Origin of the sequence: Corynebacterium stationis (genome assembly GCF_001941345.1) — a bacterium.
GTDB lineage: Bacteria > Actinomycetota > Actinomycetes > Mycobacteriales > Mycobacteriaceae > Corynebacterium > Corynebacterium stationis.
Genome location: NZ_CP009251.1, coordinates 959,844 through 985,029, shown reverse-complemented (window position 1 = coordinate 985,029; position 25,186 = coordinate 959,844). Strand labels below are relative to the sequence as shown.

Here is a 25,186-nt window from a genome sequence, read left to right as displayed (position 1 = left end):
GCAGTCTTCACATTTTCTTCAAATCTAGCGTTCATGCTGGTTATAACAGCGCTTTCGCAGGAGCCGTTACAACCGGTGGCTAGGCGTGGGTAGAAAAGCAATGAAAAGCCGGGGCTAACCATATAATGAGGAATGTTGACTGCCTTCGTGCGGTCGCTTTAGCAAGCCTGGACAAATGTATCGTTCCTCCAAAGGAGTTTGACACTTATGGATTTCATTGCCCGCCACCTTGGGCCAGATGCCACAGAATCTAAGGACATGCTGGCGCGTGTGGGTTATGACAGCGTAGAAGCGCTTGTCACCTCAGCAATCCCCCAGTCCATTAGCATCACGGATGCGCTTAATATGCCGCAGGCGTTGAGTGAGACCGACGCACAAGCCAAGCTTCGCGCTTACGCTGATAAAAATGTCGTGCTGAAGTCTTTCTACGGCCAGGGCTACTCAGACACCATCACCCCTGCTGTTATTCGCCGCGGTTTGGTAGAAGACGCTGGTTGGTACACCGCTTATACCCCATACCAGCCAGAAATTTCCCAGGGTCGCCTTGAGTCACTGCTGAACTTCCAGACCATGGTTCAAGACCTCACAGGCTTGCCTATTGCGAATGCTTCTTTGCTGGATGAGGCATCGGCAGTTGCTGAGGCCGTGGGTTTGATGTCTCGTGCCGTCAAGAAGGGCCGCCGCGTACTGCTCGACGCCCGTTTGCACCCACAGGTTCTCACCGTGGCGGCGGAGCGTGCCCGAGCAATTGGCCTCGAAGTTGAGATTGCTGACTTGAGCAACGGCGTGGTTGGCGAAGACCTCGTCGGCGCAGTAGTTGCCTACACCGGTACGGAGGGCGATATTTTTGACCCACGTGCTGTTATCGAAGAAATCCATGGCCGCGGCGGACTTGTTTCCGTCGCGGCTGACTTGTTGTCCTTGCTGCTTCTGGAAGGCCCAGGCTCGTTCGGTGCAGACATTGTCATTGGTTCCTCCCAACGCTTTGGTGTGCCGCTCTTCTTTGGTGGCCCACACGCTGCTTTCATGGCAGTAACTGACAAGCTAAAGCGTCAGATGCCAGGCCGTTTGGTCGGCGTATCGGTCGATTCTGAGGGCCGTCCTGCTTACCGCTTGGCGCTGCAGACTCGTGAACAGCACATCCGCCGTGAACGCGCGACGTCAAATATTTGTACCGCGCAGGCACTTCTGGCCAACGTGGCTGCCATGTACGCCGTCTACCACGGTCCAGAAGGCTTGAAGGAGATTGCTAACCACGTGCACTCCTTGGCTGCTTCCTTTGCCGGTGCAGTTACTACTCAGGGTTTGAAGATTACTTCCTCGGAGTTCTTCGACACCGTTACCGTTGCCGGCGTTGATGCCGCATCCATTAAGTTCAGCTTGGAAAAGGCCGGATACCTGGTGCGCACCATTGGCGAGGATAAGGTTTCTGTCTCCTTCGGTGAGTCCGCAAGCCAGGGCGATGTTGCTGTCTTGGCGGACGCCTTTGGTGCCGCTGCAGTAGATAATGCAGATTTCCCACTGCCTGAGGCACTCACCCGCACCACCGAGGTGCTCACCCACGAAATCTTTAACTCCATTCACTCCGAAACCCAGATGATGCGTTACCTGCGCAAGCTCGGTGATAAGGATCTGGCTCTAGATCGCACCATGATTCCTTTGGGCTCATGCACCATGAAGCTCAACCCAACCGCAGCCATGGAACCCATCACCTGGCCAGAATTCGCCAATGTTCACCCTTACTCCCCTGAATACGCAACCCAGGGCTGGCGTGAGCTCATTGAAGAGTTGGAAGGCTGGTTGGCTGAGCTGACCGGCTACGCCAAGGTTTCTATCCAACCAAACGCTGGTTCCCAGGGCGAGCTAGCTGGTCTTTTGGCTATCCGCCGCTACCACGTCGCAAATGGTGACACCAACCGCGATATCGTGTTGATTCCTGCGTCCGCGCACGGCACCAACGCTGCCTCCGCGACCCTGGCAAATCTGCGCGTTGTTGTGGTTAAGACCGCCGAAGACGGCTCCATCGATCTAGAAGATCTCGATGCGAAGATCGCCAAGCATGGTGAGAACATGGCCGGAATCATGATCACCTACCCATCCACTCACGGCGTCTTTGACCCAGAGGTGCGCGAAGTCTGCGACAAGATCCATGCCGCTGGCGGCCAGGTCTACATTGACGGCGCAAACATGAATGCTTTGACTGGTTGGGCTCAGCCGGGCAAGTTCGGTGGCGATGTCTCGCACTTGAACCTGCACAAGACTTTCACCATTCCGCACGGCGGTGGCGGCCCAGGTGTTGGACCAATTGGTGTCGCTGAGCACCTCATTCCATTCCTGCCAACGGATGCTGCAGCTGATGAGCTGGATCCTGCTAACCCAACCCCAGTAGAACAGGGCGTTCCAATTACTGCTTCACAGTTTGGTTCCGCTGGTGTTCTGCCGATTACCTGGGCATACATCGCAATGACCGGTGGCGAGGGTCTCACCTCCGCTACTGCACACGCCATCTTGGGTGCTAACTACCTTGCGCGCGAACTCTCCGATTCCTTCCCAATTCTGTTCACCGGTAATGAAGGTCTTGTTGCGCACGAGTGCATTTTGGATCTGCGCGCGCTTACCGATGCCTCAGGCGTTACTGCAGCAGACGTTGCCAAGCGTTTGATCGACTTTGGCTTCCACGCTCCTACCCTCGCATTCCCAGTGGCTGGCACCTTGATGGTGGAACCTACTGAGTCTGAGGATATTGCTGAACTGGATCGTTTCATTGAAGCAATGCGCACCATCCGTGCGGAGATTCAGGAAATCATCGATGGCAAGATCGCATATGAAGATTCGGTCATCCGCCACGCACCTTACACCGCGCTGTCAGTCTCAAGCGATGATTGGGAGTACTCCTTTAGCCGTGAAAAGGCCGCATGGCCAGTTCCTTCACTGCGTTTGAACAAGTACTTCCCACCGGTACGCCGCCTAGATGAAGCTTACGGCGACCGCAACCTGGTGTGCTCCTGCCCACCGCCAGAGGCATTCGACTTCGATGCCGACACCGATTCCACCGAGGAGGCTTAAATCAATGTCAGAACTACGCCAGTCCCCACTGCACGCAGAGCACGAAAAGCTCGGCGCATCCTTTACCGCTTTTGGCCCTTGGAATATGCCACTAAAGTACGGCAAGGAGCTCGATGAGCACCACGCAGTGCGTAATGCAGTCGGCATGTTTGACCTCTCGCACATGGGTGAGATTTGGGTCAACGGCCCAGACGCCGCTGCATTTTTGTCCTATGCGCTGATCTCCAACATGGAGACCGTGAAAAATGGCAAGGCGAAGTACTCCATGATTGTTGCTGAAGACGGCGGCATCATCGATGACCTAATTTCCTACCGTTTCTCCGATACCAAGTTCTTGGTAGTGCCAAACGCTGGCAACACTGATGTGGTTTGGGAAGCTTTTAATCAGCGCATTGAAGGCTTCGATGTAGAACTCAACAATGAGTCCTTGGATGTTGCGATGATTGCCCTGCAGGGCCCCAATGCAGCCAAGGTTCTAGTTGAACAGGTTGCTGAAGAGTCCAAGGAAGAAGTAGAAAACCTTCCTTACTATGCCGCAACCATGGCCAAAGTCGCAGACGTTGACACCATCGTCGCGCGCACCGGCTACACCGGCGAAGACGGCTTCGAGCTGATGATCTACAACGCCGATGCGACCAAGCTCTGGCAGCTTTTCATCGACCAAGATGGTGTTACTTCATGCGGTTTAGCTTCACGCGATTCCTTGCGCTTGGAAGCTGGCATGCCTTTGTACGGCAATGAGCTTTCCCGCGATATCACCCCTGTCGAGGCAGGCATGGGTGTGGCGTTTAAGAAGAAGACCGCTGACTTCGTCGGCGCCGAGATCCTGCGTCAACGCTTGGAAGAAGGCCCTAAGCAAGTTATCAAGGCTTTGACCTCCTCTGAGCGCCGTGCAGCGCGCACCGGTGCTGAAATCTATGCCGGCGAGCAGTTGGTCGGCACCGTAACTTCGGGTCAGCCATCGCCGACGCTGGGACACCCTATTGCCCTGGCACTGGTAGATACTGCAGCAAACCTCGAAGAAGGCGCAGAAGTAGAAGTGGATATTCGCGGCAAGCGTTACCCCTTCACCGTTACCAAGACGCCTTTCTATAGCCGCGAGAAGTAATACCCGCAGCTAGCTTTCGCACTCCACGAGCGCCCCGCTTCATCACCGATTGCGGCCATGCTTGTGGAGTGCGTTTGTTTTCACACCTCCAAGCACCCACGGGTCATCAAACTTTCGCTAGGCTGGACATCAAACCTTAGTTGAGGTTTTGAAGTTTCTAGGACGTCGAACAGTCGCACTAAGGAGCGTGTCCATGTCTGTAATCAAAATTAACGCCATTGAAGTCCCTGCAGGACAAGGCCCGGAGCTCGAAGCCCGCTTTGCTGCGCGCAAGCACTCGGTAGATAATGCCCCGGGTTTTAAGGGTTTCCAGATGCTACGCCCTACCAAGGGTGAAGATCGCTACTTCATCGTTACCGAATGGGAGACTGAGGAAGATTTTCAGCAGTGGAGCTCTCAGCGTCAGCCTTCGCACGTCTCTACCGGACGTCAGCCGGTAGCAACCGGTGCAACTTTGCTGGAATTTGAAATCGTTAACCTCGACGAGGTCGAACCAGCACCACCAGTCCAATAGAGCTTCACTAGGCCTTGACATTTTAAGCTCCCAGCCCACCCACCCCACATAGGTGACACATCAACTATAATTCGGGTAAGCTGAGAGCTATGAATTTCCATGCAACTGTCGCGGTAATTGGTGCCGGTCAGGCCGGTCTTTCAGCCGCATATCACCTAACCCGCCGCGATTTTGTCAGCGCGCTCGGCAATCCTTCCGCCTCTCAAGGGGGCAAGGAATCCTCCCCGGGCACCTTTGTCGTCTTCGATGCAGAAGAATCCGCTGGCGGCGCCTGGCGCCACCGTCAAGAATCACTGACCATGGCAACCGTCAATGGGATTTTTGACTTACCCGGCATGGAACAATCCGAAATCAAGAAAACTACGCCCGCGCGTGAGGCAGTCCCGAACTATTTCTCAGACTATGAAGCCAAGATGGACTTGCCCATCATTCGCCCAGTTTCTGTCGCTAGCGTTAATGAGGCTGGGAATGGCTATCGCATCGAACTAGCGGCACAATCCACCAGCGATAGTACAAATTCTCCTTATGCCGGCTCCACGTGGCAGGTTGACGCTGTCATCAACGCCACGGGAACGTGGAATAACCCGAATCAGCCGCAGTACCCGGGCATTGAGAAATTCCAAGGCCGCCAGTTGCATTCCAAAGACTATGTCCGCATGGAAGATTTCACCAGCCAGCGCGTGGCAGTAGTCGGCGGTGGAATCTCCGCGGTGCAGCAACTGGCTGAAGCCTCCGATGTCGCGAAACAAACTTACTGGTACACCCGCTCCAAGCCTTTCTTCCGGGCATCGTTTACCGCCGAAGAAGGCGGAAGACAGACCATCGACAAGGTAACCAAGCACACCGAGGCAGGAAACGCACCGCGCTCCATTGTTTCTTATACCGGCCTGATCTTTAACCAAGATGCAAAAAGAGCACACGCTAATGGCGCATTGAATCGCCGGCCGATATTTCAGGGCTTGTACGAAAACGGCATCATCGAAGCAGATGGCACCCAAGTTGAAGTCGACACCATCATTTGGGCGATTGGCTTTCGTCCCAGCCTGGCGCACTTGGACCCGCTGAACCTTTATAACGAGAAGGGCGGGATCAACATTGAGGGCACAAAGGTAAAGGGAAAGAAGAATCTTCACCTCATTGGCTATGGCCCTTCCCAATCCACAGTAGGAGCTAACCGGGCAGGTCGAGCTGCCGTCATCAGCATTGCCCGCGACCTGAAATCTGGCACCTAGGCACTGCTCAATGTCCGATGGGGGCAAACTCTTAACCCCCGAAGGGGCAATATCAACGTGCGATAGTGGCATGTAAAGTGCTTCGCTGCGCTAAAGTGAAAGCGATACTTCAACCCATGCACCTATTCGCTGCATTCCCGGCGGATCAGGCACGTCAATGAAAGGATAGTTCCTATGGCTAACCTACCTGCAGAATTTACTTACTCCGAAGACCACGAGTGGATTAACGCCGCTCAGGACGCAATCGTTGGCAAAACTGTTCGCATCGGCATCACTTCTGTTGCCGCAGACCGTCTTGGTGAGGTTGTCTTCGCTGAGCTTCCAGCAGTTGGCGATAGCGTCACTGCAGGTGAAACCTGTGGTGAGGTTGAATCCACCAAGTCCGTTTCTGACCTGTACAGCCCTGTCACCGGTACCGTGACCGCTGTGAACGAGGCAGTGCATGATGATTATGAAATCATCAACAATGATCCTTTCGGTGAAGGTTGGCTGTTTGAGGTCGAGGTTGAAGAACTCGGCGAGGTTATGACCGCTGATGAATACGCGGCAGAAAACGGCATCTAAGCCTTTTTTACTTTTCGCACCTTTAAGCGCGGAGCAGTTTGCCCCAAGTACTACACTGGGAAAACATGACTGCTCCGCGTGACCCGTTTTTCCCCGCTGATCGTTCTATTCGCGCTTCTACTGCCCCGGTAGAGGTGAGACGTTTAGGTCGTATGGATTATCAAGAAGCCTGGGGCTATCAAGCAGAAGTCGCAGCGCAGCGCGCACGTGACGAAGTTGCAGACACGTTGCTGGTCGTTGAGCACCCCGCTGTGTATACGGCGGGCAAGCGCACGCAGCCCGAAGATATGCCCACCAACGGTCTTCCGGTTATCAATGTTGATCGTGGCGGCCGGATTACCTGGCACGGCGAGGGCCAGTTGGTGGTCTACCCGATTATCAAGTTGGCAGAGCCTGTCGATGTCGTCGATTATGTCCGCCGTCTGGAAGAAGCTGTTATTCATACCGTTCGGGAAATGGGGGTAACAACTGCTGGGCGTATCGATGGTCGCTCAGGCGTGTGGGTGCCATCGACTACCGCTGCGAAAGACCCGGCAGCATCGCACCGAGACCGCAAGATTGCGGCCTTAGGCATCCGCATTACGCGTGGGGTTACCATGCATGGTCTGGCGCTCAATTGCGACAATATCTTGGACTACTATGAGCACATTATTGCCTGCGGTATTGATGATGCCGATATCACCACCCTGGCACTAGAGTTGGGCCGCGATGTCACCGTAGATGATGCGGTTGAGCCCTTGCTCATTGCGCTTGACGATGCCTTGGCCGGCCGCATGGTCGTCGCCGACCACACTTTCGCCTCTGCCGCAGACCCCATCAAACTAGCTAATGAGAAAGCGCGCCAAGCACGCGCGCAGTCTTCCTTGGCTGATCACGCTGGTTCTTAAGTCTGCCCCTATTCGGGTAGCGATGTCCGTTTTCGGAATATTTCAGCAACCGGTGGGATTGAAAGAATTAAGGCCTTAAGCGCACCCATCAAGGGGTCAAAAATACGAGGTCAGTATCATAATTAGTTGAATTTAAAATCACACAACACGTAGGGTGGAATTTGTGACTATTATGCCTGAAGGACGCAAGATGCTCCGCATTGAAAAGAAGAATGCGGAGTCACCCATTGAGCAGAAGCCGAGGTGGATCCGCAACCAGGTCCGCACCGGCCCTGGCTATGAGGACATGAAAAAGCGTGTTGCTGGCGCTGGCCTGCACACTGTCTGCCAGGAGGCGGGTTGTCCTAATATCCACGAATGCTGGGAGTCCCGAGAAGCCACCTTCCTTATCGGCGGTGACCGTTGTACTCGCCGTTGTGACTTCTGCGATATTGCCACTGGTAAGCCGCAGGCACTCGACACCGATGAGCCGCGTCGCGTTGCAGAAAACATCCAAGAGATGAATCTGAACTACGCCACCATCACCGGTGTTACCCGTGATGACCTTCCAGATGAGGGGGCATGGCTTTATGCTGAAGTGGTTCGCAAGATCCACGAGAAGAACCCTCACACGGGTGTAGAAAACCTCACCCCTGACTTCTCCGGCAAGCCAGACTTGCTGCAGGAAGTCTTTGAGGCTCGCCCTGAGGTCTTCGCTCACAACTTGGAAACCGTTCCTCGTATTTTCAAGCGTATCCGCCCGGCATTCCGTTATGAGCGTTCTTTGGATGTTTTGCAGCAGGCACACGACTTCGGTCTGATCACCAAGTCCAACCTGATCTTGGGCATGGGTGAGACTGAGGAAGAGATTCAGGAAGCTCTGCGCGATATGCGCTCCGTAGGCACTGACATCATCACCATTACGCAGTACCTGCGTCCTGGTCCTCGTTTCCACCCAATTGAGCGTTGGGTTCGCCCTGAGGAGTTCATTGCGCACTCCGAGTACGCCAAGGAATTGGGCTTTACCGTTATGTCTGGTCCTTTGGTTCGTTCTTCTTACCGCGCGGGCAAGCTCTACACCCAGGCGATGAAGGCACGTGGCTGGGAGCTGCCAGAAAATCTCAAGCACCTGGAAGAAACTTCTGATGGCGCAACCGCTCAGGAAGCATCGTCTCTGCTGAAGAAGTACGGCCCTTCCGAGGAAACGCCAGTTACTTCCCGCATGGCAAAGACCCCAGTGGGTGCAGATAAATTTACTGCTAGCATCCGCTAAGCAATAGAAGAAGATCTGCGGTGTTCGCCGCCTGTTTATAGAATGGGTGGTTGGTCGCCGCAGATTTTTTGTTTTCCACCCTCCACCACCCTAAAGTAGGAACTATGGCACAAGGTCAAGATAAAGCAGCGGTGAAGGCTGCAAAGAAGGAAGAGCGCGTGGCAAAGCGCGCTAAGCGCAAGGAAACCCGCGGTCAAATGTGGCAAGCCTTCCAGATGCAGCGCAAGCAGGATAAGGCACTTATCCCGCTGATGTTGCTGTCCATCTTGGGCATGGGCTTGCTGTTTTTCCTAATTGGTCTGTTATTCAACGGCCAGTGGTTCATGTTGATTTTGGGCCTAGGCGTTGGCTTCCTTATCGCCATGATTATTTTTACTCGCCGCTTGGAACGCGATATGTACAAGCGCGTCGAAGATCAGCCTGGTGTCGCCGGTTGGGCTCTGGATAATCAGCTGAAGAATTCCGTGGGTATGGCATGGAAGGTCGAGCAAGGTATTGCGATGACCCGCCAGCAGGACATCATCCACCGCGTTATTGGTAACCCTGGCGTGGTCCTTGTTGCTGAGGGCAACAAGAACCGTCTCAAGCCTACGATGACTCAGCTCAAGCGTCGCGTCGATAAACTCGCTGGCGGCGTTCCTATCTATGAGGTCTACGTTGGCGACGGCGAAGATGAAGTTCCAGTGGGCAAGCTACGCAACCACTTGATTCGTCTTCCTCGTAACTACAACAAAAATGAGGTTTACGCTGTAGCCCGCAAAATTGAGGCTATGGACGCTACTCCTGGACAGGTCGCAGGTATGCCGAAGGGTCCGATGCCCCGCCAGGCGCAGAATATGGCCGGTATGAACCGTCGTATGCGTCGCGCTCAAGAGCGCAAAGGCAAGTAATACCGGTTAGAGTAATGCTGGTTAGTTAGCTAACCAGCAGGTAGCTGCACTTAAAACTTTAAAAGCATCCCGCTTCACACTAAAGACCTTGTGCAAAACTTCCACAAGGAAGTTTCTAAGCCACAGTGTGTGAAGCGGGATGCTTTTGCCTTGCCCGGTTTGTCCTGCCGATTAAGCGTTGGCCTGTGGGCAGTGCTTAATCGCGAATAACGACGGTGCCAGTCGCGCGGTCGTGAATTCCGCGGCCATCGGAGTCCACCATGGCTGCTGGGAATAGGCACGCGGTCAGTAGCGTGCGCACAACGCCGCGCCAAATCCCGACGGTGGTTCCTGGAACATCGATACGCGCAACGCCCATGCCCAGCATAGCCATGCCGGGGGTACGGGCAAATAGGATGCCGCAGACAATGCCCATCAGGATCCACAAAATGAAGGTCGCGGTGGATACTCCGCCTAATATATGTGTGAACTTTGTAAGAACACTGGCGATGAGAAGGCACAATATCCAGTCAATGAACACTCCGCCTGCACGTCGGGACACCGAGGCCAATGCACCCGAGCCTGATTCTGGCAGTCCAAGGTTTTCACCTGGATAGCGCCCTACTGTGTCAAAGTCATTCTCACCTGGGATATTAGGCCCATCCAACCACGTCTTATTATTCGCCATAGCCACTAATCTACGTGGCGATGCCAAGAGTTGAAAGTCTGCTCGCACCAGACATGATGTAGCCCACTTTTGCCAGGGCAGCACCAAAAAATCCGCATATTTTCTGCCGGCGACAGGGCTAAATTCTAGTGTGTGATAGATAATCCGCTAAAATGACCCATAGACATTGTACTTAAGCAATAATGCGCACGTTTTATCACGGTCTACTCGGTGACGCGCGTAGACTTGTGAGGTAGAAATTACCGCACAAATAACCCTTTTAGGAGCAACCATGGCATTTTCCAGCGTCTCGGAGATTGTGAAGTTTATCGCTGATGAAGACGTAAAATTTGTTGACATCCGCTTTACCGACGTCCCAGGCAAAGAACATCACTTCAGCATCCCTGCTTCCGAGTTCGATGAGGACGCCGCTGAAGAAGGAATGGCTTTTGATGGCTCTTCCATTGATGGTTTTACCACCATCGATGAATCTGACATGACCTTGTTCCCGGATCCTAACTCGGCACACATCGATCCTTTCCGTACGGAAAAGACCCTGAACATTAAGTGCTTTGTACATGATCCTTTCACCCATGAGCCTTTCTCCCGCGACCCTCGTAACGTTGCGCGCAAGGCTGAGGAGTACTTGATCTCCACCGGTATCGCCGATACCTGTCAGTTCGGTGCCGAAGCAGAGTTCTACCTCTTCGACTCAGTCAAGTACCAGGCGGATGCACACCAAGCTTTCTACCACGTTGATTCCAACGAGGGTTGGTGGAACCGCGGTAAGGACACGAACCTTGATGGCACCCCAAACTTCGGTTACAAGAACCGCGAAAAGGGCGGCTACTTCCCTACCCCTCCATATGACCAGACCGTTGAAGTTCGCGATGCCATGGTCGGTGCTTTGCAAGAAGTCGGCTTCCAGATTGAGCGCTTCCACCGCGAGGTCGGCTCCGGCGGGCAGCAGGAAATCAACTACCGCTTCAACACCATGCTGCATGCGGCCGATGACATCCAGACTTTCAAGTACGTCATCAAAAACACCGCGGTAGCTTTCAACAAGACCGCAACCTTTATGCCCAAGCCACTTGCAGGTGACAATGGCTCCGGTATGCACGCGCACCAGTCTTTGTGGAAGGACGGCAAGCCACTCTTCCACGATGAAGCTGGCTACGCAGGACTGTCCGATATCGCGCGCTACTACATCGGCGGCCTGTTGCACCACGCCGGTGCGGTCTTGGCGTTCTCCAACCCGACTTTGAACTCTTACCACCGCCTGGTCAAGGGCTTTGAGGCACCAATCAACTTGGTCTACTCTCAGCGCAACCGTTCCGCTGCGGTACGTATCCCAATTACTGGTTCTAACCCAAAGGCTAAGCGCATTGAGTTCCGCGCTCCGGACCCATCAGGCAACCCATACTTGGGCTTTGCTGCCATGATGATGGCTGGTATCGACGGCATCAAGAACCGCATCGAGCCACATGCGCCTGTTGATAAGGACCTGTACGAGTTGCCACCAGAAGAGGCAGCTTCCATCCCACAGGCACCTACTTCCTTGGAAGCTTCCCTACAGGCACTTTCTGAAGACAATGACTTTCTTACCGAGGGCGATGTCTTTACCGAGGACTTGATTGATACCTACATCAAGTTCAAGTACGAAAACGAGATTGAGCCAACTCGTCTGCGTCCAACCCCACTAGAATTCGAGATGTACTTCGACTGCTAGTCCGAAAGATATCTTGTAGCCCGCGTACCGCATTATGTTGGTACGCGGGCTTCCCTTCGGCTAATCAATTGCACTGCGCAAAAATGCAGGATATGACGCTTTTCTCCCCTTCCCCTTAAACAAAGATTTGGAGTAGGGTGTAAAGAATGACGCAAGCACGACCCCCACATACCTCGACATCGGAAGCAAACACCACTGAATATCCGGCCGGTAAAGACCCGGCTCGCTGGCGTATCCTGCTCATCCTGCTTGTCGCGGTATTCATGTCGTTGATTAGCGTTTCTATCGTGAACGTTGCCCTGCCTTCTATTCAGGCGGGGCTTGATGCTTCTGATTCAGATGTGCAATGGGTACTTTCTGGCTATGCGCTGACCTTCGGCGTGGTGCTGGTAGCTGCTGGCCGCGCTGGTGACTTGGTCGGCCGCGGCGGGATATTTATCATCGGTGTGACCGTCTACACGCTGGCCTCAGTCATGGCGGGTTTTGCGCCTTCAGCAGAAGCACTGAACGTTGCGCGCTTTGTCCAAGGCGTGGGCGCGGGGCTTTTAAACCCACAGGGTGTGGGCATGATTCAGCAATACTTCCTAGGCCCAGAACGTGGCCGCGCCTTTGGTTACTTCGGTGCCACCGTGGGCGTTGCCGTGGCAATTGGTCCAGTCTTTGGTGGCTTTCTCATCCAACTAGGCGGGGCTGATCTGGGTTGGCGCTTGACCATGCTGGTCAATGTCCCCATCGGCATGTTGGCCATTGCCTTGGCGTTTATGTGGTTCCCACGGCCGCTGCTCTCACGCGTGCGTGACATGCGCACGGGCAAGAAGGTCGGCACGTGGAACGCGCTAAAATCCCTTGACCCGATTGGCGCATTGCTTTTGGGCCTTGCGGTATTCATGGTCCTGTTCCCATTCGTAGAATCCACCGGTTCTAATTGGAGCTGGGCGCTGCTGCCGCTGGGAGTACTCTTTACTGCCTTCTGGGTTGCGTGGGAACGTCGCCACCGCGCACGGGGTAATCAACCGATGGTGGATCTGAAGATCTTCCGTGCTTCAAGCTTTCGCAACGGCACGATTATCGCGACGCTGTGGTTTATGGGCGCTACCAGCATTTGGGTGCTGGTGGCCTTGTACTTCCAAAACGGGCTGGGCTATTCGGCGCTCATTGCCGGCTGCGTGGGTATTCCTTCAGCGTTGTTGAACTCAGTCTCATCCACGGTGGCGGGCCGCTTGGTCTCTAAACATGGGCGCAAGGTGGTCATCGGCGGCATGTTCGTTGCTATTTTCGGCCTCATCTCTTCAATCATCCTCATCTGGGCAACTACCCAGTGGGATATCTCTGAATGGTGGCTAGTGCTCACTCTTTCCTTCGCTGGTGCGGGGCAAGGCTCGGTCATCTCCCCCAACCAAACGCTGTCGCTGGCAAGCGTGCCGCAGGAATATGCCGGCTCGTCCGGCGCTGTGCTGCAAACGGGTCAGCGCATCGGTACAGCGATTGGTCTAGCTGTGGTCACTGCAGCGGCCTTTGCCACGCTGCGCGGGACCTCAGCAGCATGGCCACACGCCATCATGGTTGGCTTTGCCATGATTACCACCGTCTGCGTTATTTCACTAGCATTTGGCTTCCTCGACCTTCACCAGTCTAAGAAGAAAGCCACCGCTTAATTAGCCCGCGCTAATCACAGAAGTCTTCGTGCTGAATGTGGTCTTCGGGTTCTAGTTGGATGGTGGAATGTTCAATGCCGAATTCTCGCAGCGTAGCTTGCGCCTGGTCCAGGATTTGATAGTCGTGTTGGGCCACCACCAGGTGCGCGGTGGCAAGGGCTTCTACCCCGTCGGTGGTCCACACATGCAAGTCATGCACCATCATCACGCTGGGCAACTTTTGCAAAGCAGCTTCAATCTCATGCAGGTCCAAGTCGCGCGGTACGCGCTCTAGTAAGACCTCGATGGTCTTCCACAACAGCCCCAAGGCGCGTGGCAGAACAAAAGCGACAATGGCCAAAGAAGCAATGGTGTCGGCAAAAGTAAAGCCGGTAAAGCGGATAATCAGGCCGGCGATAATCACTGCCACTGAACCTAATAGGTCTGCCAGCACGTGTAAGAATGCACCTTTAACATTCAGGCTGTGCTCTTGCTGGGAAGAAAGAACCCAGGCGGAAATCGCATTGGCTACAAGGCCAATAAATGCCACGACCAGCATCATGCCGGTGTCAATTTCATAATCACTGCCCAAGCGGCGAATTGCTTGAACGATGATGAAAATGACCACGAGGGTCACGGCGATGGCATTAAAGAGCGCCGCGAGCACCTCCACGCGCCGATAGCCATAGGTTGCGCGTGACGATGCTTCCTTGCTTCCAATCAGCGCGGCTATTAGCGCGATGATGAGCCCGGCGGCATCGGAGAGCATATGCATGGCATCAGATAGCAAGGCCAGCGAGCCTGATATCAAACCACCGATTAATTCCGCGAAGAAAATCACGCCAGTGACCACCGATGCGATGGTCAAAGCCTTCAGCGGAGTGTTAACAAAACTATGGTCATGACCGTGTCCGTGGCCATGACCATGGTCGTGATGAGAAGAGTGCCCAGTAGACATATTTTCAATAGTATCCCGTTATTGAAAACAAGTCGATAGCTAGCAGGCCTTTTAAGCGTTGCGCTTGCGATACCCCATGCGCGGACGGAAACCAGCGGGGTGTTTCATCTGCGCGACTGCATCCGCAATTAACAAACGGTGCTGGCGGTTAACGCTATCTGGTAGGTGCGCGACGGAAAACCAATCCACCTCACTATTTTCATCATCGGCTAGAAAAGGCTCGGCATCGTCAGGAACCGAAAGGCGCATGGAAGTATCCATGAACAAGCACTCATCGCCATTATCAAAAGTTGTAGGTCCCACCAGGCCGACGCCGAGGAGTGCTTCGACCTTGGCATCTACGCCGACTTCTTCCTTGACCTCGCGCACAGCCGTTATCGCGACCTCTTCGCCGGGTTCGCAAATACCAGTCACTGGAGCCCAATTGCCATTGTCAGCCCGGCGCGCCAGCAGCGCCTTGGGTACTTCCCAGATGGAAGCGCCGGCGGGAGCCGGGCGCAGTATAATCATGGTGCAGGACGGCAAGAAGAGCTGTTGGTGGCCAATGTTCTTGCGCAGATTGAGGATGTATTCAGGAGTAGACATGTCCTACAGTGTAGCCAGCTGCATAGGGGAATCGAGTAGTTGGTCAAGCACTGCGTGGATATCCAGGATAGAGACAAAAGACAGCTCCATCTCCCCTACATCCGCACAGGTTTGTCCCTCTTCCATATGCACCGTGGTTCCAGAGACAAGCCCTACGATAATGTCTTGGCCCTCCACCATCGCGTAAACCGGCCCGCCGGAATCCCCATTGCGCGCGCATACCGCAGCACGTGCGGCGGTGGAAGAAATCTCTTCTTCGCCATAGCGCAAAATTGAAGACGCGGATTGATGGGTTAAATCTCCGCAGGTTTGATAGGTCATCCTCCCCATCTTGCACACATAGTCTGGGAGCGCTTCTAACCTGCCAGCGATATGGGTATCCATCTCTTGAGGCGCATAGATATTAGCGAGATTCCCGTTGAGCTCAATCAACCCTATATCAAGGTTTTTCGCGCTCTCTGAATACAAGCTGGAGTAGATAAAAGTCCCGATGGGCTCCGCTGGGTAGCCGAAGGTATTATCTGGAGTTCCTGCCCACACCAAGTTTCCTTTTTGACCACAGTGTGAGGCCGTAACCGCAAAGGAACGGCCGTCCTCGGTGCTGAAAGAATAAGCCACGGTGCAATAACTGAAGTTAAAATACTGCCCCGGCTGCGGATAGCCCGCAGAAATATCGATTGCGGTTCCTGGGGCAAGTGGGGAATATTCAGGGGTCAGGGTGGCATCGGCAAGCTCTATTGGCTCTCTTGGCACCTGCAGCTCTTCTTCGCTGGCAGCGTCTGCAACCGGTGAATCTTCCGTGTTCTCTTCGCCTGTGTCATTGGTGGCAACATCAGCGGGCGGTTGGATGGGATCAGCAAACGGCGCCGAGCATGCCACTAGCCCTGCTGCTATGAGCAGGCTAGTTAGAGCAACTGCGAAAATCTGCAGTGCTTTTAATGCTCGGCGCCGTATCACACAGCTCATAGTACTCGGGGCTTATCCCCTTGGGCACCTTGTGCTTTATTTGCCCTCATCGCTATCTGGTTCTTGCTCGCCGGCCTTTTCTGCTGCTGCTTGCTCTTTGAGCTTTTGCAGAAAAGCTTCCGGATCGAACTCGGTGTTATAGTCCTCCGGCAATGATTGCTCTTGGCCCATGGGATACTCCTATACCTCGGTAGACTTAATGGAACTGGTGATAAAGTCTTTGACCGCACCAACATCATTAGGCAAGTCGGTAACAAAGCGGTCTGCATCCATGATGTGCGCAAAACGCTCTGGCGTCTGCGGCACCTCACCGATGGCTTCTTCGATGGTTTGTGCAAACTTCACCGGCAGTGCAGTTTCCAGAACGATAATTGGCGTTTCAATATTGTGCTCTGCCTGGGTATCGAGGGCTGCTTTCACACCATCCGCCGTGTGTGGATCCACCAGGTAGTTGTAGCGCTCCTGCACGTCCTTGATGGTGGACAAACGGTCCGCGTGCACTGAGGTAGCAGAAACGAAACCGAATTCTTCTCGTGCCTTGTCGATGAGCTCTGTATCAAGGACAAAGCCGCCTTCTTTGACCTTGGTGCCAAAGAGATCTGCGACCTTCTCCGCGTCGCGGCCGACGAGGTCAAAGACAAAGCGCTCAAAGTTCGAGGCACGGGAGATATCCATCGATGGCGAAGACGTCGCCAAGGTTTCTTCTGCTGGACGCGGACGGTAGTTGCCCGTGCGGAAGAATTCATCAAGCACGTTATTTTCATTGGTTGCCACAATCAGACGGTCAATAGGCAGGCCCATCTGGCGCGCAATGTGGCCTGCGCAGATATCGCCGAAGTTACCGGTTGGAACGGAGAAGGACACCTTCTGCTCATTAGACTCGGTGACCTTTAGCCAGCAGTTGATGTAGTAGACGATCTGCGCCATCAAACGTGCCCAGTTAATGGAGTTGACCGCACCAATGCGGTGCTCGGCCTTAAACTGCGCATCAGAAGATACGGCCTTGACCACGTCCTGGCAGTCATCAAAGACACCGTCGAGAGCAATGTTGAAAATATTAGGGTCATCCAGACCAAACATCTGGGCCTGCTGGAAAGCAGTCATGCGGCCCGCAGGGGTCAACATGAATACGCGAATGCCCTTGCGTCCACGCATGGCGTACTCCGCCGAAGAACCGGTATCACCAGAGGTTGCGCCCAAGATATTCAAAGTAGCTTCACGGCGTGCGAGCTCATATTCAAAAAGCTCACCGAGAAGCTGCATCGCCATATCTTTAAACGCTGCGGTCGGTCCCTCCGAGAGGTGACCAATCAGCAAGGAATCACCGAGATCGGTAACAGGAACAATCTCCTGCGAGCTAAATTTCGGGTGTGTATAAGCCCGGGCAGCAATCGCTTCGATGTCCTTTGCCGGAATATCATCAATGAAAAGCTTCAGTACCTCGGCAGCTAGCTTGCCGTAGCCAGCTTCATCATCGCTTGTGACCAACTCGCGCCAAGATTCCAGGGTCTTGGCATCAAGTTGTGGGTACTCGGTGGGTAGGTACAGGCCTCCGTCAGGGGCCAATCCGCCGAGCAGGATATCAGTAAACTTCGCTGGGGTCGCTGTGCTATCGCGCGTTGAAATGTAGTCCACGTTCCTTACCTTACTTACTCGGAGTACACTTACCACACGTGTCTACCCCTGAATTTGAGAAAGATCCCCGCCCCAACCCTCGTGAAGTAGTAACGACTAAAGCTTTAACCGTTTGGATTGCCGCGCTAACTGTGTATGTTGGCGCTATTTTTGGCCGTACATCCTTCGGTGTTGCAGGTGTTGAAGCTATTGCGCGTTTCGATGTCGATGCCTCCCGCATCGCGGTATTTGCCTCAATTCAGATTGGTACTTATGCGCTCGCCCAAGTTCCGACAGGAATATTAATCGACCGCTTCGGCCCGCGCAGACTCCTAGTCATCGGCGCCATCATCATGGGCATCGGCCAGCTAATCCTGGGCCTAACTACCTCTTATGGTGTTGCTATCGGCGCGCGTGTGCTCATCGGTGCCGGTGACGCGACCGCCTTCCTGTCGGTTATGCGGCTGTTGCCATTTTGGTTCCCTCTGCATCGCACCCCGATGTTTACGGCCGTAACAGCAGCCTTTGGCCAGCTGGGCCAATTCTTATCTGCCGTGCCATTTTTGTGGCTACTGCACGCTACTGGCTGGACCATTGCCTTTGTTTCTTTGGGCTCTGTTGTCATTCTTATTGCCATCGTGGCTGCGATTGCGGTGGCGGACTCGCCTGAATCTGCCGGCGTATACTCCGAACCATCGGTAGAAAAAGACGAGCCCGCACTGTCCATCGGCCAGCGCATGAAGCTGGCTTTAAGCTCGCGCGCGACGTGGCAAGGCTTTTTCATTCACTACGCCGGCCTGCACGCCAACCTCGTCTTCATCATGATGTGGGGCGTGCCGATGATGACCGAAGCCATGGGCTTTTCGTCGGCCCAAGCCGGCGTAGTGTTGACCATTAACTCCATTGCGATGATCATCGTCAGCCCATTCCACGGTCGCTTGTCTTCACTGTCAGGCCGTCACCGCGACATCTCCGCGTTTGTCCTTTCCCTGCTGCACCTTCTGGCATGGCTGTGGTTCTTTTCCTCGCCAAGCCCACGCGGGCTCGCCGTTATCATCGCGATGATGATTCTGATGGCGCTGTCCTCGCCATCCTCGAACTATGGTTTCGACCAGATTCGCGAAACCTTGGACCGCAATGTCGTGGCAACAGCCACCGGTCTTGCCAATATGGGTGGGTTTACCGCCGGCATGATTGCCGCGCAGATCTTCGGCATCATGCTGGATAAGCACTCCGGCGGCACTGCCTTTGTGTGGGGGGATTTCCGCTACGCCGCGCTAGCTGTGCTTGTTGTGTGGACGATCGGTCTCCTCGGCATCTTGATAACGCGCGGCGGCACTCGCCCCCGGAAGATCCGGATGGAGACTGTCACCGAAGACTAAGTCCAACGCAGCGCGCGGGTTGGTGAAAAATTCCTTCGTCGCGCGCACAGCTTCGGTTTCTTCCCATGTGGGATAGCCGACGTTATCCTCCCCGATTTCAAGAATTTGAGCCTGGCGCGCTCCCAACAAAATCGGTGAATGGGTGGCAATAATAAATTGTCCACCGCGTGCTGCTGCCTGCTCAATCTCTGCGAGCAACGCCATCTGGCGAACGGCTGATAGGCCTGCTTCAGGCTCATCCAACATATACAAGCCTTTGCCATCGACGTGCTCGCCGAGGACATCAAAGATGGACTCACCATGGGAGCGCGAACTTAGATCCATCGTTGGATCCAAGTGATTACGGCCTGCGACCTCTTCCGCAACGCTATCTATTGCGAGCATCTGCTGGTGTGTTTCTGAGCGCAGGTAGTACCCACGCAAAATAGGTTCATCCAGCTCGCAGCGCAGATACCAACTCAATGCGGCTTCTGTACCCGTAGCCTTCGGTGCATAGGGGTTTCCAAAGCGCCCGCCGATGACACTAAACCCCAGATTCAGAGCTAATGATTCTAAAAAGGTCGATTTCCCGGAACCATTGTCGCCGGCAATCAAGGTCACCGGACGGGTAAAGCGCATGCCCCCGCGGCTTTTAATATGTTTGATCAGTGGTAGTTTCCACGCCCACGGCGAGTCCACGCGCTGACCTGAAGCGTCAGCAGGAACCACCTGATCTAATTTCCACCGCAGATGCTGCGCGCCGCGCCTTTGCTCACGTTCTAGGGCACGACGGACACCGGGGATAGTTGCTGCGGCATCAAAATAGGGAGACTGCTCTCCCACCTCCTGCGGCGACTCGGGTGAAGATAAAAATTTCAGACTCCGCAGGATCATAAACCTAGCTCTTTTCGATAGTGAACTTACTGGCTGCTGCCGACACTACTTGAGGAGCTGGCATCGTCAGTGTCCTCAGCGTCATCTTCTTCATCATCGCCGGTGATATTAACCGGTGCGCTGACTAGCCCCGCTTCAAATGCCTTCATCACGCCATCGGCCTCAGTCGGGGTTAAGACTCCGTTGGTCACAGCTTGGTTGACCAACTCCATCAAATAAAGCCGGGCTTGATCATGACTCATGCCCATCTCAAAGGCTCCTTCTGGCGCCGCCCCATTTGGCAGGCCCAGCGCTGCTGCCAGTTCGACCAAGCGGTAGCCCGGATACTGTTGGGAGTTTTCTTTCTCAGTCTCACCCGAATCAGCATCGGCAGCCGACTGCGTCCCCGCGATTGCCTCGCCGACCGTCACTGTGCCTTCTTCCGAATGGTTCGACGCGTAGTAAGACATCATGGCAAAAAGAATTACGGAAATTACAATAACTCCACCCAGCCACAGCCATACCGCCTGCGTAACCATGTGACGGTTAGTGCGGCTGTTTTGCCCGCCGCTGTTTCGCGGGCTTCCTGATGGGGCTGTGGAAGAAAAAGCCATCCTCGGTGCCGTTGTCCTTTTCCTAGAAATTTTGTCAGTAAAGACAAGGTGTATAAGACGCCGCTGGTGGCGCGAGGGTAAGTATACTCCCGCGCCTCCAGCTTGTTCTAGGCCTGCATGATACTCTCAGCTGCCTCTACGCCAACGCCGACTTAGCTTTCATTCTCATCATCGGTGCCCTCATCACGCTTGTCTTCATCGCGACGGTTGCCGTCCCCCGGGCTGTACTCCCCGTCATTGCCGCGGCGCGACTGTCCCTCATTTTCGCCAGCGGCATCCAAGCCATCGATGTCGTCTTCGTTGAGATAGCTAAGCCCAGAGAAATCTTCGCTCGAGAAGTCCTGCCCTGGAAAATCACGAAAGTCCTTGAGCTTTTCTTCAGTGTCTTGATCATCGCGTGAGGTACCTTCCGGATGATCGTCATAAGCACCAGGATTTGTAAAGCTGCCGTAGCCATTTACTGGCCCGCGCCCGCGCCTGCCGCCGCGGCTTTTGCTGTTTTCCGTGCGGCGATCAACTTGTTCGTTGATGAAATCTGAAAGCCCCTTAAAGAAGCCTTCGCCGGCATTACGCAGCTCGCTAAAGTCGCCTCCGCCTGCTGAGCCAAAGGGATTCTTCTTGCCAGCGAAATCTTCGAACCGAGGCTCGTCGGTGTAAAAATCATCCTGAATTGGATCATCGCGGTGCTGCCCGCCACGGTCTTCCCCACGGAAATTGCCACGAGAATCACCGGGAGAGTCACCACGGTTCTTGCCGCGATAACCAAAATCGCGGAAGTAGTCCTCAGCTAGTCCGTAAAGAAAGTCCGCCGGTGGAAACTTGTTGGGATTCTTCCAATCGCTTTCGTAGCGCCCAGGATTATTTCTCCGCGGTGGTCCAAACGGCAATTCATCTTTCAAATTGTCGATGAAATCATTGATGGCCGTAGACAAATCAAAAGGCCTCGGCCCTCCTGAATGGCGACCATAGTCTGGTTCGAAGCCTTCAAAGTTGCGTGAATCGTCGAAGTCTTCACCAAAATCCTCATCTTCGTCATCGTCGGTGTCATTATCGAAGAAAGTGAAGAAGGTTGGGTCGCTGGTATCAATATCCGGTGCGATGGGGTCCTCAATGATTACGCGCAGCACCTGCTGCTCCTCATCGATTTCAATGGTGGTGGATTCATCTGCCCCGGCCGCACCCGCGGTGGATACTAAGGTGGCGAGGTCTTCAAAGGTGGCATTGTTTAACTCGATGGAAACGATTAGTGCCATGGTGTTCGGTAATCCTTCCGCTGGGATTTCTCCGTAAATGAAACGGATGCTCAAAAATGCTGTGCAGTTGTGTCAGTGCCGCTGTGTCTTTGTCTTCACTGCCCAGCTTAAGCACTCTCGCGACAACCTGAAAGGGTACGCGGCAAAGATCAGGGTTAAATCCGAGTATTTCTCAGGGGGCGAACAGTCCCACAGACTCTGCGCCGAAGCTGAACTTACGCATAGTTGCCCGCAGGTCCTATTTCTGTGGATAGCCGCCCGCAGGACCGAAGGTCCGAGGACAACTATCCGTGCTCGAGCGATTCCGCTTCGCCCCAAAAGACCTCGTCTACAACCCGGCGCGCATGCCGGGTGGCTTTGAGGTAGGCATCGAGGAAGTATTGGTTTTCATCGGGGTCCCAGCCAGCAGCACCAGCTACTTGCGCGAGTTGGCGGCCAGGGGTCGGCAGCTGGTCGACGCGTTTGCCGCGCACAAGTACCAGCGCATTGCGCGCATCGGTCGCCATCAGCCAGGCCTCGCGCAGGCTTTCAACCTGTTCCGCCGGCAGCACCTGGGTTGCTTCAAGGGCGTCCAATGTGCCCAGAGTCGACGGATTGTGTAATTCCGGGTGTTCATGGGCATGCATCATGGTGAGCAATTGCACTGTCCATTCAACGTCGCTTAAGCCGCCGCGGCCCAGCTTGGTGTGGGTATTGCGGTCAGCCCCACGCGGCAGCCGCTCATTATCCACGCGCGCTTTCATACGGCGGATTTCACGAATAGTAGAGGCAGAAACACCGTCTTCCGGGTAGCGGTACTTATCGATGACTTCCATAAACCGCTGTCCTACTTCCTCATCACCGGCAAAAAATGCCGCGCGCAACAGCGCCTGCATCTCCCAGGGCTCGCCCCACTTTCGGTAGTAGCGGTCAAAGCTTTCAATAGTGCGCACAATCGCACCGGAACGACCTTCCGGACGCAAGCCCAAATCGACCTCCAAAGGCGGGTCACCGGAGGGTTTGGCGAGACGGGTTCGCATCTTATCGATGATCCCTATCGCCCACTTCAACGCTTCTGGCTCTTCGATACCTGGGGCAGGCTCGGCTGCGACCATGACATCAGCATCGGAACCAAAACCTAATTCCATGCCTCCAAGACGCCCCATGCCGATCACGGCAATGCGCGCGAGAGGCCGGGGCTTTCTCTCCTCGCCGGCTTCGTCCAACCGGCGGGCCTCGCCATGCATCCAGCCGCGGATTTCTGCGCGCAAGGCAGCTTCTAACACCGCTGCCCAAATGGTGGAAAGCTCACGGCAGACTTGCTGAACATCCAAGTAACCCAGCAGGTCGCCGGAGGCAATGCGCGCTAATTCTACCCGCCGCAAAGAGCGCGCCACATGCACGGCCTTGTCTGGGTCGCGGTGGCGTTTTGCCGCATTAAGCAGCGCAGAAGATACTTGCTCAGGAGTGGTGTCAAGCAGCTTTGGACCATCGGAGCCGTCCGAGAGCTGCTTGACTACCTCAGGGGCCGCGATGATCAAATCCGCGGTATAAGGCGAAGTTCCTAGAATACTCATCAAGCGCTTGCCGACGATGCCCTCATCACGCAACATGCGTAAGAACCAGGTGCGGTCGAAGGCGGCATCAGACAGCTTGCGGTAATTCAGCAACCCAGCATCCGGGTCGGCGGTCTCAGCTAGCCATTCCATCAAGGTCGGTAGCAAAATCGCCTGGATGCGGGCTTTGCGCGAGGTACCAGCAGCCAGTGCTGTCAGGTGCTCGAAGGCGCGGTCTGGAGCTTGGTAACCAAGTGCTGCCAGCTGCAGTTTCGCAGCTTGCGGGCTGAGTTTGAGTTCGGCCGGGCTCATTGCGACCACAGAGTTCAGGAGCGGGCGGTAGAACAAGCGCGAGTGCAGCTCCGAGATTTGCAGGCGCACCGTCTTTAAGTACTTGTTCATCATCGTCGCCGCAGAATTTGCGCCTTGGGCCATAAACCCAGAGACACTGGCAAGCCACTCTAGAGTGTCTTCATCATCATCGGCCGGCATGGTGTGCGTGCGCCGAAAACGTTCCAGTTGCAAACGATGTTCTAGAAGCCGTAAGAATTCATATGCCTCAATGAGCTGATTACCATCATCGCGGCCGACATAGCCCGCGGCGATAAGCGCATCCAGGGCATCGACGGTGGCAAGCGTTCGCAAGGATTCATCAGACCTGCCGTGGACTAATTGCAATAACTGCACGGCAAATTCCACATCGCGCAAACCACCGACACCGAGTTTGAGCTCACGGGTTTTCAGCGAATCCGGCACGCTTTCGAGCACGCGCCGGCGCATAGCTTGGACATCTTCCACGAAAGATTCGCGTTTCGATGCCTCCCAGACCATCGGCCCAATAGCCTTCGCGTAGGCATTACCCAGTGGCATAAAGCCGGTCTGCGGGCGAGCTTTGAGCTGGGCCTGGAATTCCCAGGTCTCTGCCCAGCGCGTGTAGTACTTAATGTGCGAATCCAAGGTGCGCACCAGCGCCCCGGATTTTCCTTCGGGCCGCAAATTCGCATCCACTTCAAAAAAGCAGCTGGTGCCAATCCGGTTAAATTCTGCCGCCACGCGCGTGGCCTTACGCATCGCCTTTTGCCCGGCGTCATCACCCATCTCGATGGGCTCCGCCACAAAGATGACATCGACATCAGAGATGTAATTTAATTCCTTCGCACCGCACTTGCCCATGGCGATAACCGCCAGCTGCATCGGTAATTTCTCCTCGCCACACACCATGCGCACGGCAAGGGCTAAGGCGGCAGTCAAGGCGGCATCGGCAAGCGCGGTGGTCAACGCCGTGACCGTCCGAAACTCCACCGTCGGTTGGCCTTCCGTCTGACCCTTGCGGGAGTAGAAACTGCCCGCCAAATCATGGGCAGCCAGGCGCATGATTAACGTGCGATAAGTCGATTTCAACAGTGGGCGTGCTTCTGTCTCTTCCATCCCGGCGCGATACGTCCCCGGGGTCGACAGATCCGTCTGTGCCGGATCGGTGGAGGCACCCTCACCTGCGTCAACGTCCAGATAACGTGCGGGTTGGGCTTTGATGACACCCAAGAGCTCCTGCATCATCTCGGTGGGTTCCGGCAGCGGCAAAGCGAGTTTCTCCCACAAGTGTGGATTCGCTGCGAGGTGGTCTCCAAGCGCAGTTGAGCCGCCTAAGAGCGCGATGAGGCGAACGCGCAACGCTTCATCATCGATAAGCGATTGCGTCAAACGCTTTTTCTCTTTGTCTTCTAAAGCGGCGTAGATGCGCACCATGGTGTTAAGCGCCAAGTCTGGGTCCCCAGCCGAGGCAATGCACCACACCAACGGCAAGGCCTCATCTGTGTCCCAGCCCAGATCTTGCAGATCTTGCGCGGCGGTAGGACGCGATAAACCCAAGGTAGCGGGCGAAGGCAAATCGATGCGCATTAAAAA

General features: G+C 54.8%; 21 protein-coding genes. 11 read left to right on the top strand and 10 right to left on the bottom strand.

Features of this window, described 5'->3' with window-relative positions; all coding sequences use genetic code 11:
* Nucleotides 1–207: 207 nt before the first annotated feature.
* From gcvP to CSTAT_RS04575, 8 genes are all read left to right on the top strand, one after another.
* Nucleotides 208–3,066, top strand: a complete 2,859-nt coding sequence (gcvP, locus tag CSTAT_RS04610; protein WP_075722648.1) for an aminomethyl-transferring glycine dehydrogenase — start codon at nt 208–210, stop codon at nt 3,064–3,066.
* A gap of 4 nt (nt 3,067–3,070) precedes the next feature.
* Entirely contained in the window at nt 3,071–4,174 is a 1,104-nt protein-coding gene (gene gcvT, locus CSTAT_RS04605) for a glycine cleavage system aminomethyltransferase GcvT (RefSeq protein ID WP_075722647.1), read from the top strand.
* 193 nt (nt 4,175–4,367) lie between these two features.
* Complete coding sequence (locus CSTAT_RS04600; protein ID WP_075722646.1) at nt 4,368–4,688, top strand: antibiotic biosynthesis monooxygenase family protein; 321 nt, start codon at nt 4,368–4,370, stop codon at nt 4,686–4,688.
* Nucleotides 4,689–4,777: 89 nt separating this feature from the next.
* Complete coding sequence (locus tag CSTAT_RS04595; protein WP_075722645.1) at nt 4,778–5,920, top strand: FAD-dependent oxidoreductase; 1,143 nt, start codon at nt 4,778–4,780, stop codon at nt 5,918–5,920.
* 174 nt (nt 5,921–6,094) lie between these two features.
* The gene (gene gcvH / locus CSTAT_RS04590) at nt 6,095–6,484 is read left to right on the top strand and encodes a glycine cleavage system protein GcvH (RefSeq protein ID WP_066838103.1); all 390 of its coding nucleotides are present in this window, start codon (nt 6,095–6,097) and stop codon (nt 6,482–6,484) included.
* A gap of 65 nt (nt 6,485–6,549) precedes the next feature.
* The gene (gene lipB / locus CSTAT_RS04585) at nt 6,550–7,371 is read left to right on the top strand and encodes a lipoyl(octanoyl) transferase LipB (RefSeq protein ID WP_075722644.1); all 822 of its coding nucleotides are present in this window, start codon (nt 6,550–6,552) and stop codon (nt 7,369–7,371) included.
* 190 nt (nt 7,372–7,561) lie between these two features.
* Complete coding sequence (lipA, locus tag CSTAT_RS04580; RefSeq protein WP_075723798.1) at nt 7,562–8,623, top strand: lipoyl synthase; 1,062 nt, start codon at nt 7,562–7,564, stop codon at nt 8,621–8,623.
* A gap of 104 nt (nt 8,624–8,727) precedes the next feature.
* On the top strand, nt 8,728–9,513 hold the full coding sequence (locus tag CSTAT_RS04575; RefSeq protein ID WP_075722643.1) for a DUF4191 domain-containing protein: 786 nt from the start codon (nt 8,728–8,730) through the stop codon (nt 9,511–9,513).
* 196 nt (nt 9,514–9,709) lie between these two features.
* Here the strand turns inward: CSTAT_RS04575 and CSTAT_RS04570 are convergent, their stop codons facing one another.
* Complete coding sequence (locus CSTAT_RS04570) at nt 9,710–10,180, bottom strand: RDD family protein (protein WP_075722642.1); 471 nt, start codon at nt 10,178–10,180, stop codon at nt 9,710–9,712.
* A 271-nt stretch (nt 10,181–10,451) separates the two neighbouring features.
* On the opposite strand from CSTAT_RS04570, the gene glnA reads away from it, so the two are divergent.
* Nucleotides 10,452–11,888 carry a type I glutamate--ammonia ligase gene (glnA, locus tag CSTAT_RS04565; RefSeq protein ID WP_066793081.1) on the top strand — a complete coding sequence of 479 codons (1,437 nt, stop codon included), beginning with the start codon at nt 10,452–10,454 and terminating at the stop codon, nt 11,886–11,888.
* Nucleotides 11,889–12,034: 146 nt separating this feature from the next.
* Nucleotides 12,035–13,543 (top strand): MFS transporter, encoded by a 1,509-nt coding sequence (locus CSTAT_RS04560; protein WP_075722641.1) that lies wholly within the window; start codon nt 12,035–12,037, stop codon nt 13,541–13,543.
* 10 nt (nt 13,544–13,553) lie between these two features.
* Here CSTAT_RS04560 and CSTAT_RS04555 read toward each other — a convergent pair whose 3' ends face one another.
* The 5 genes from CSTAT_RS04555 to thrC are packed head-to-tail and all read right to left on the bottom strand — an operon-like array spanning nt 13,554 to nt 17,666.
* Nucleotides 13,554–14,480 carry a cation diffusion facilitator family transporter gene (locus CSTAT_RS04555; RefSeq protein WP_075722640.1) on the bottom strand — a complete coding sequence of 309 codons (927 nt, stop codon included), beginning with the start codon at nt 14,478–14,480 and terminating at the stop codon, nt 13,554–13,556.
* Between the two features lie 51 nt (nt 14,481–14,531).
* Entirely contained in the window at nt 14,532–15,065 is a 534-nt protein-coding gene (locus CSTAT_RS04550) for an NUDIX hydrolase (protein WP_075722639.1), read from the bottom strand.
* Nucleotides 15,066–15,068: 3 nt separating this feature from the next.
* Entirely contained in the window at nt 15,069–16,022 is a 954-nt protein-coding gene (locus CSTAT_RS04545; RefSeq protein ID WP_244892902.1) for a trypsin-like serine protease, read from the bottom strand.
* Nucleotides 16,023–16,067: 45 nt separating this feature from the next.
* Nucleotides 16,068–16,202: a cell division protein gene (locus CSTAT_RS04540; protein WP_066838079.1), complete on the bottom strand. Its 135-nt coding sequence runs from the start codon at nt 16,200–16,202 to the stop codon at nt 16,068–16,070.
* 9 nt (nt 16,203–16,211) lie between these two features.
* Entirely contained in the window at nt 16,212–17,666 is a 1,455-nt protein-coding gene (gene thrC / locus CSTAT_RS04535; RefSeq protein ID WP_075722637.1) for a threonine synthase, read from the bottom strand.
* A 38-nt stretch (nt 17,667–17,704) separates the two neighbouring features.
* On the opposite strand from thrC, the gene CSTAT_RS04530 reads away from it, so the two are divergent.
* Entirely contained in the window at nt 17,705–19,027 is a 1,323-nt protein-coding gene (locus CSTAT_RS04530) for an MFS transporter (RefSeq protein ID WP_075722636.1), read from the top strand.
* On the opposite strand, the gene CSTAT_RS04525 is transcribed toward CSTAT_RS04530, so the two are convergent.
* From CSTAT_RS04525 to CSTAT_RS04510, 4 genes are all read right to left on the bottom strand, one after another.
* On the bottom strand, nt 18,923–19,849 hold the full coding sequence (locus CSTAT_RS04525) for an AAA family ATPase (protein WP_244892901.1): 927 nt from the start codon (nt 19,847–19,849) through the stop codon (nt 18,923–18,925). The two genes, CSTAT_RS04530 and CSTAT_RS04525, sit on opposite strands and share 105 nt — an antisense overlap.
* Before the next feature lie 77 nt (nt 19,850–19,926).
* Nucleotides 19,927–20,493 (bottom strand): hypothetical protein, encoded by a 567-nt coding sequence (locus CSTAT_RS04520; protein WP_075722634.1) that lies wholly within the window; start codon nt 20,491–20,493, stop codon nt 19,927–19,929.
* 152 nt (nt 20,494–20,645) lie between these two features.
* Nucleotides 20,646–21,746: a hypothetical protein gene (locus CSTAT_RS04515; protein ID WP_075722633.1), complete on the bottom strand. Its 1,101-nt coding sequence runs from the start codon at nt 21,744–21,746 to the stop codon at nt 20,646–20,648.
* A gap of 284 nt (nt 21,747–22,030) precedes the next feature.
* The gene (locus CSTAT_RS04510; RefSeq protein WP_075722632.1) at nt 22,031–25,180 is read right to left on the bottom strand and encodes a bifunctional [glutamine synthetase] adenylyltransferase/[glutamine synthetase]-adenylyl-L-tyrosine phosphorylase; all 3,150 of its coding nucleotides are present in this window, start codon (nt 25,178–25,180) and stop codon (nt 22,031–22,033) included.
* Between the last annotated feature and the right edge of the window lie 6 nt (nt 25,181–25,186).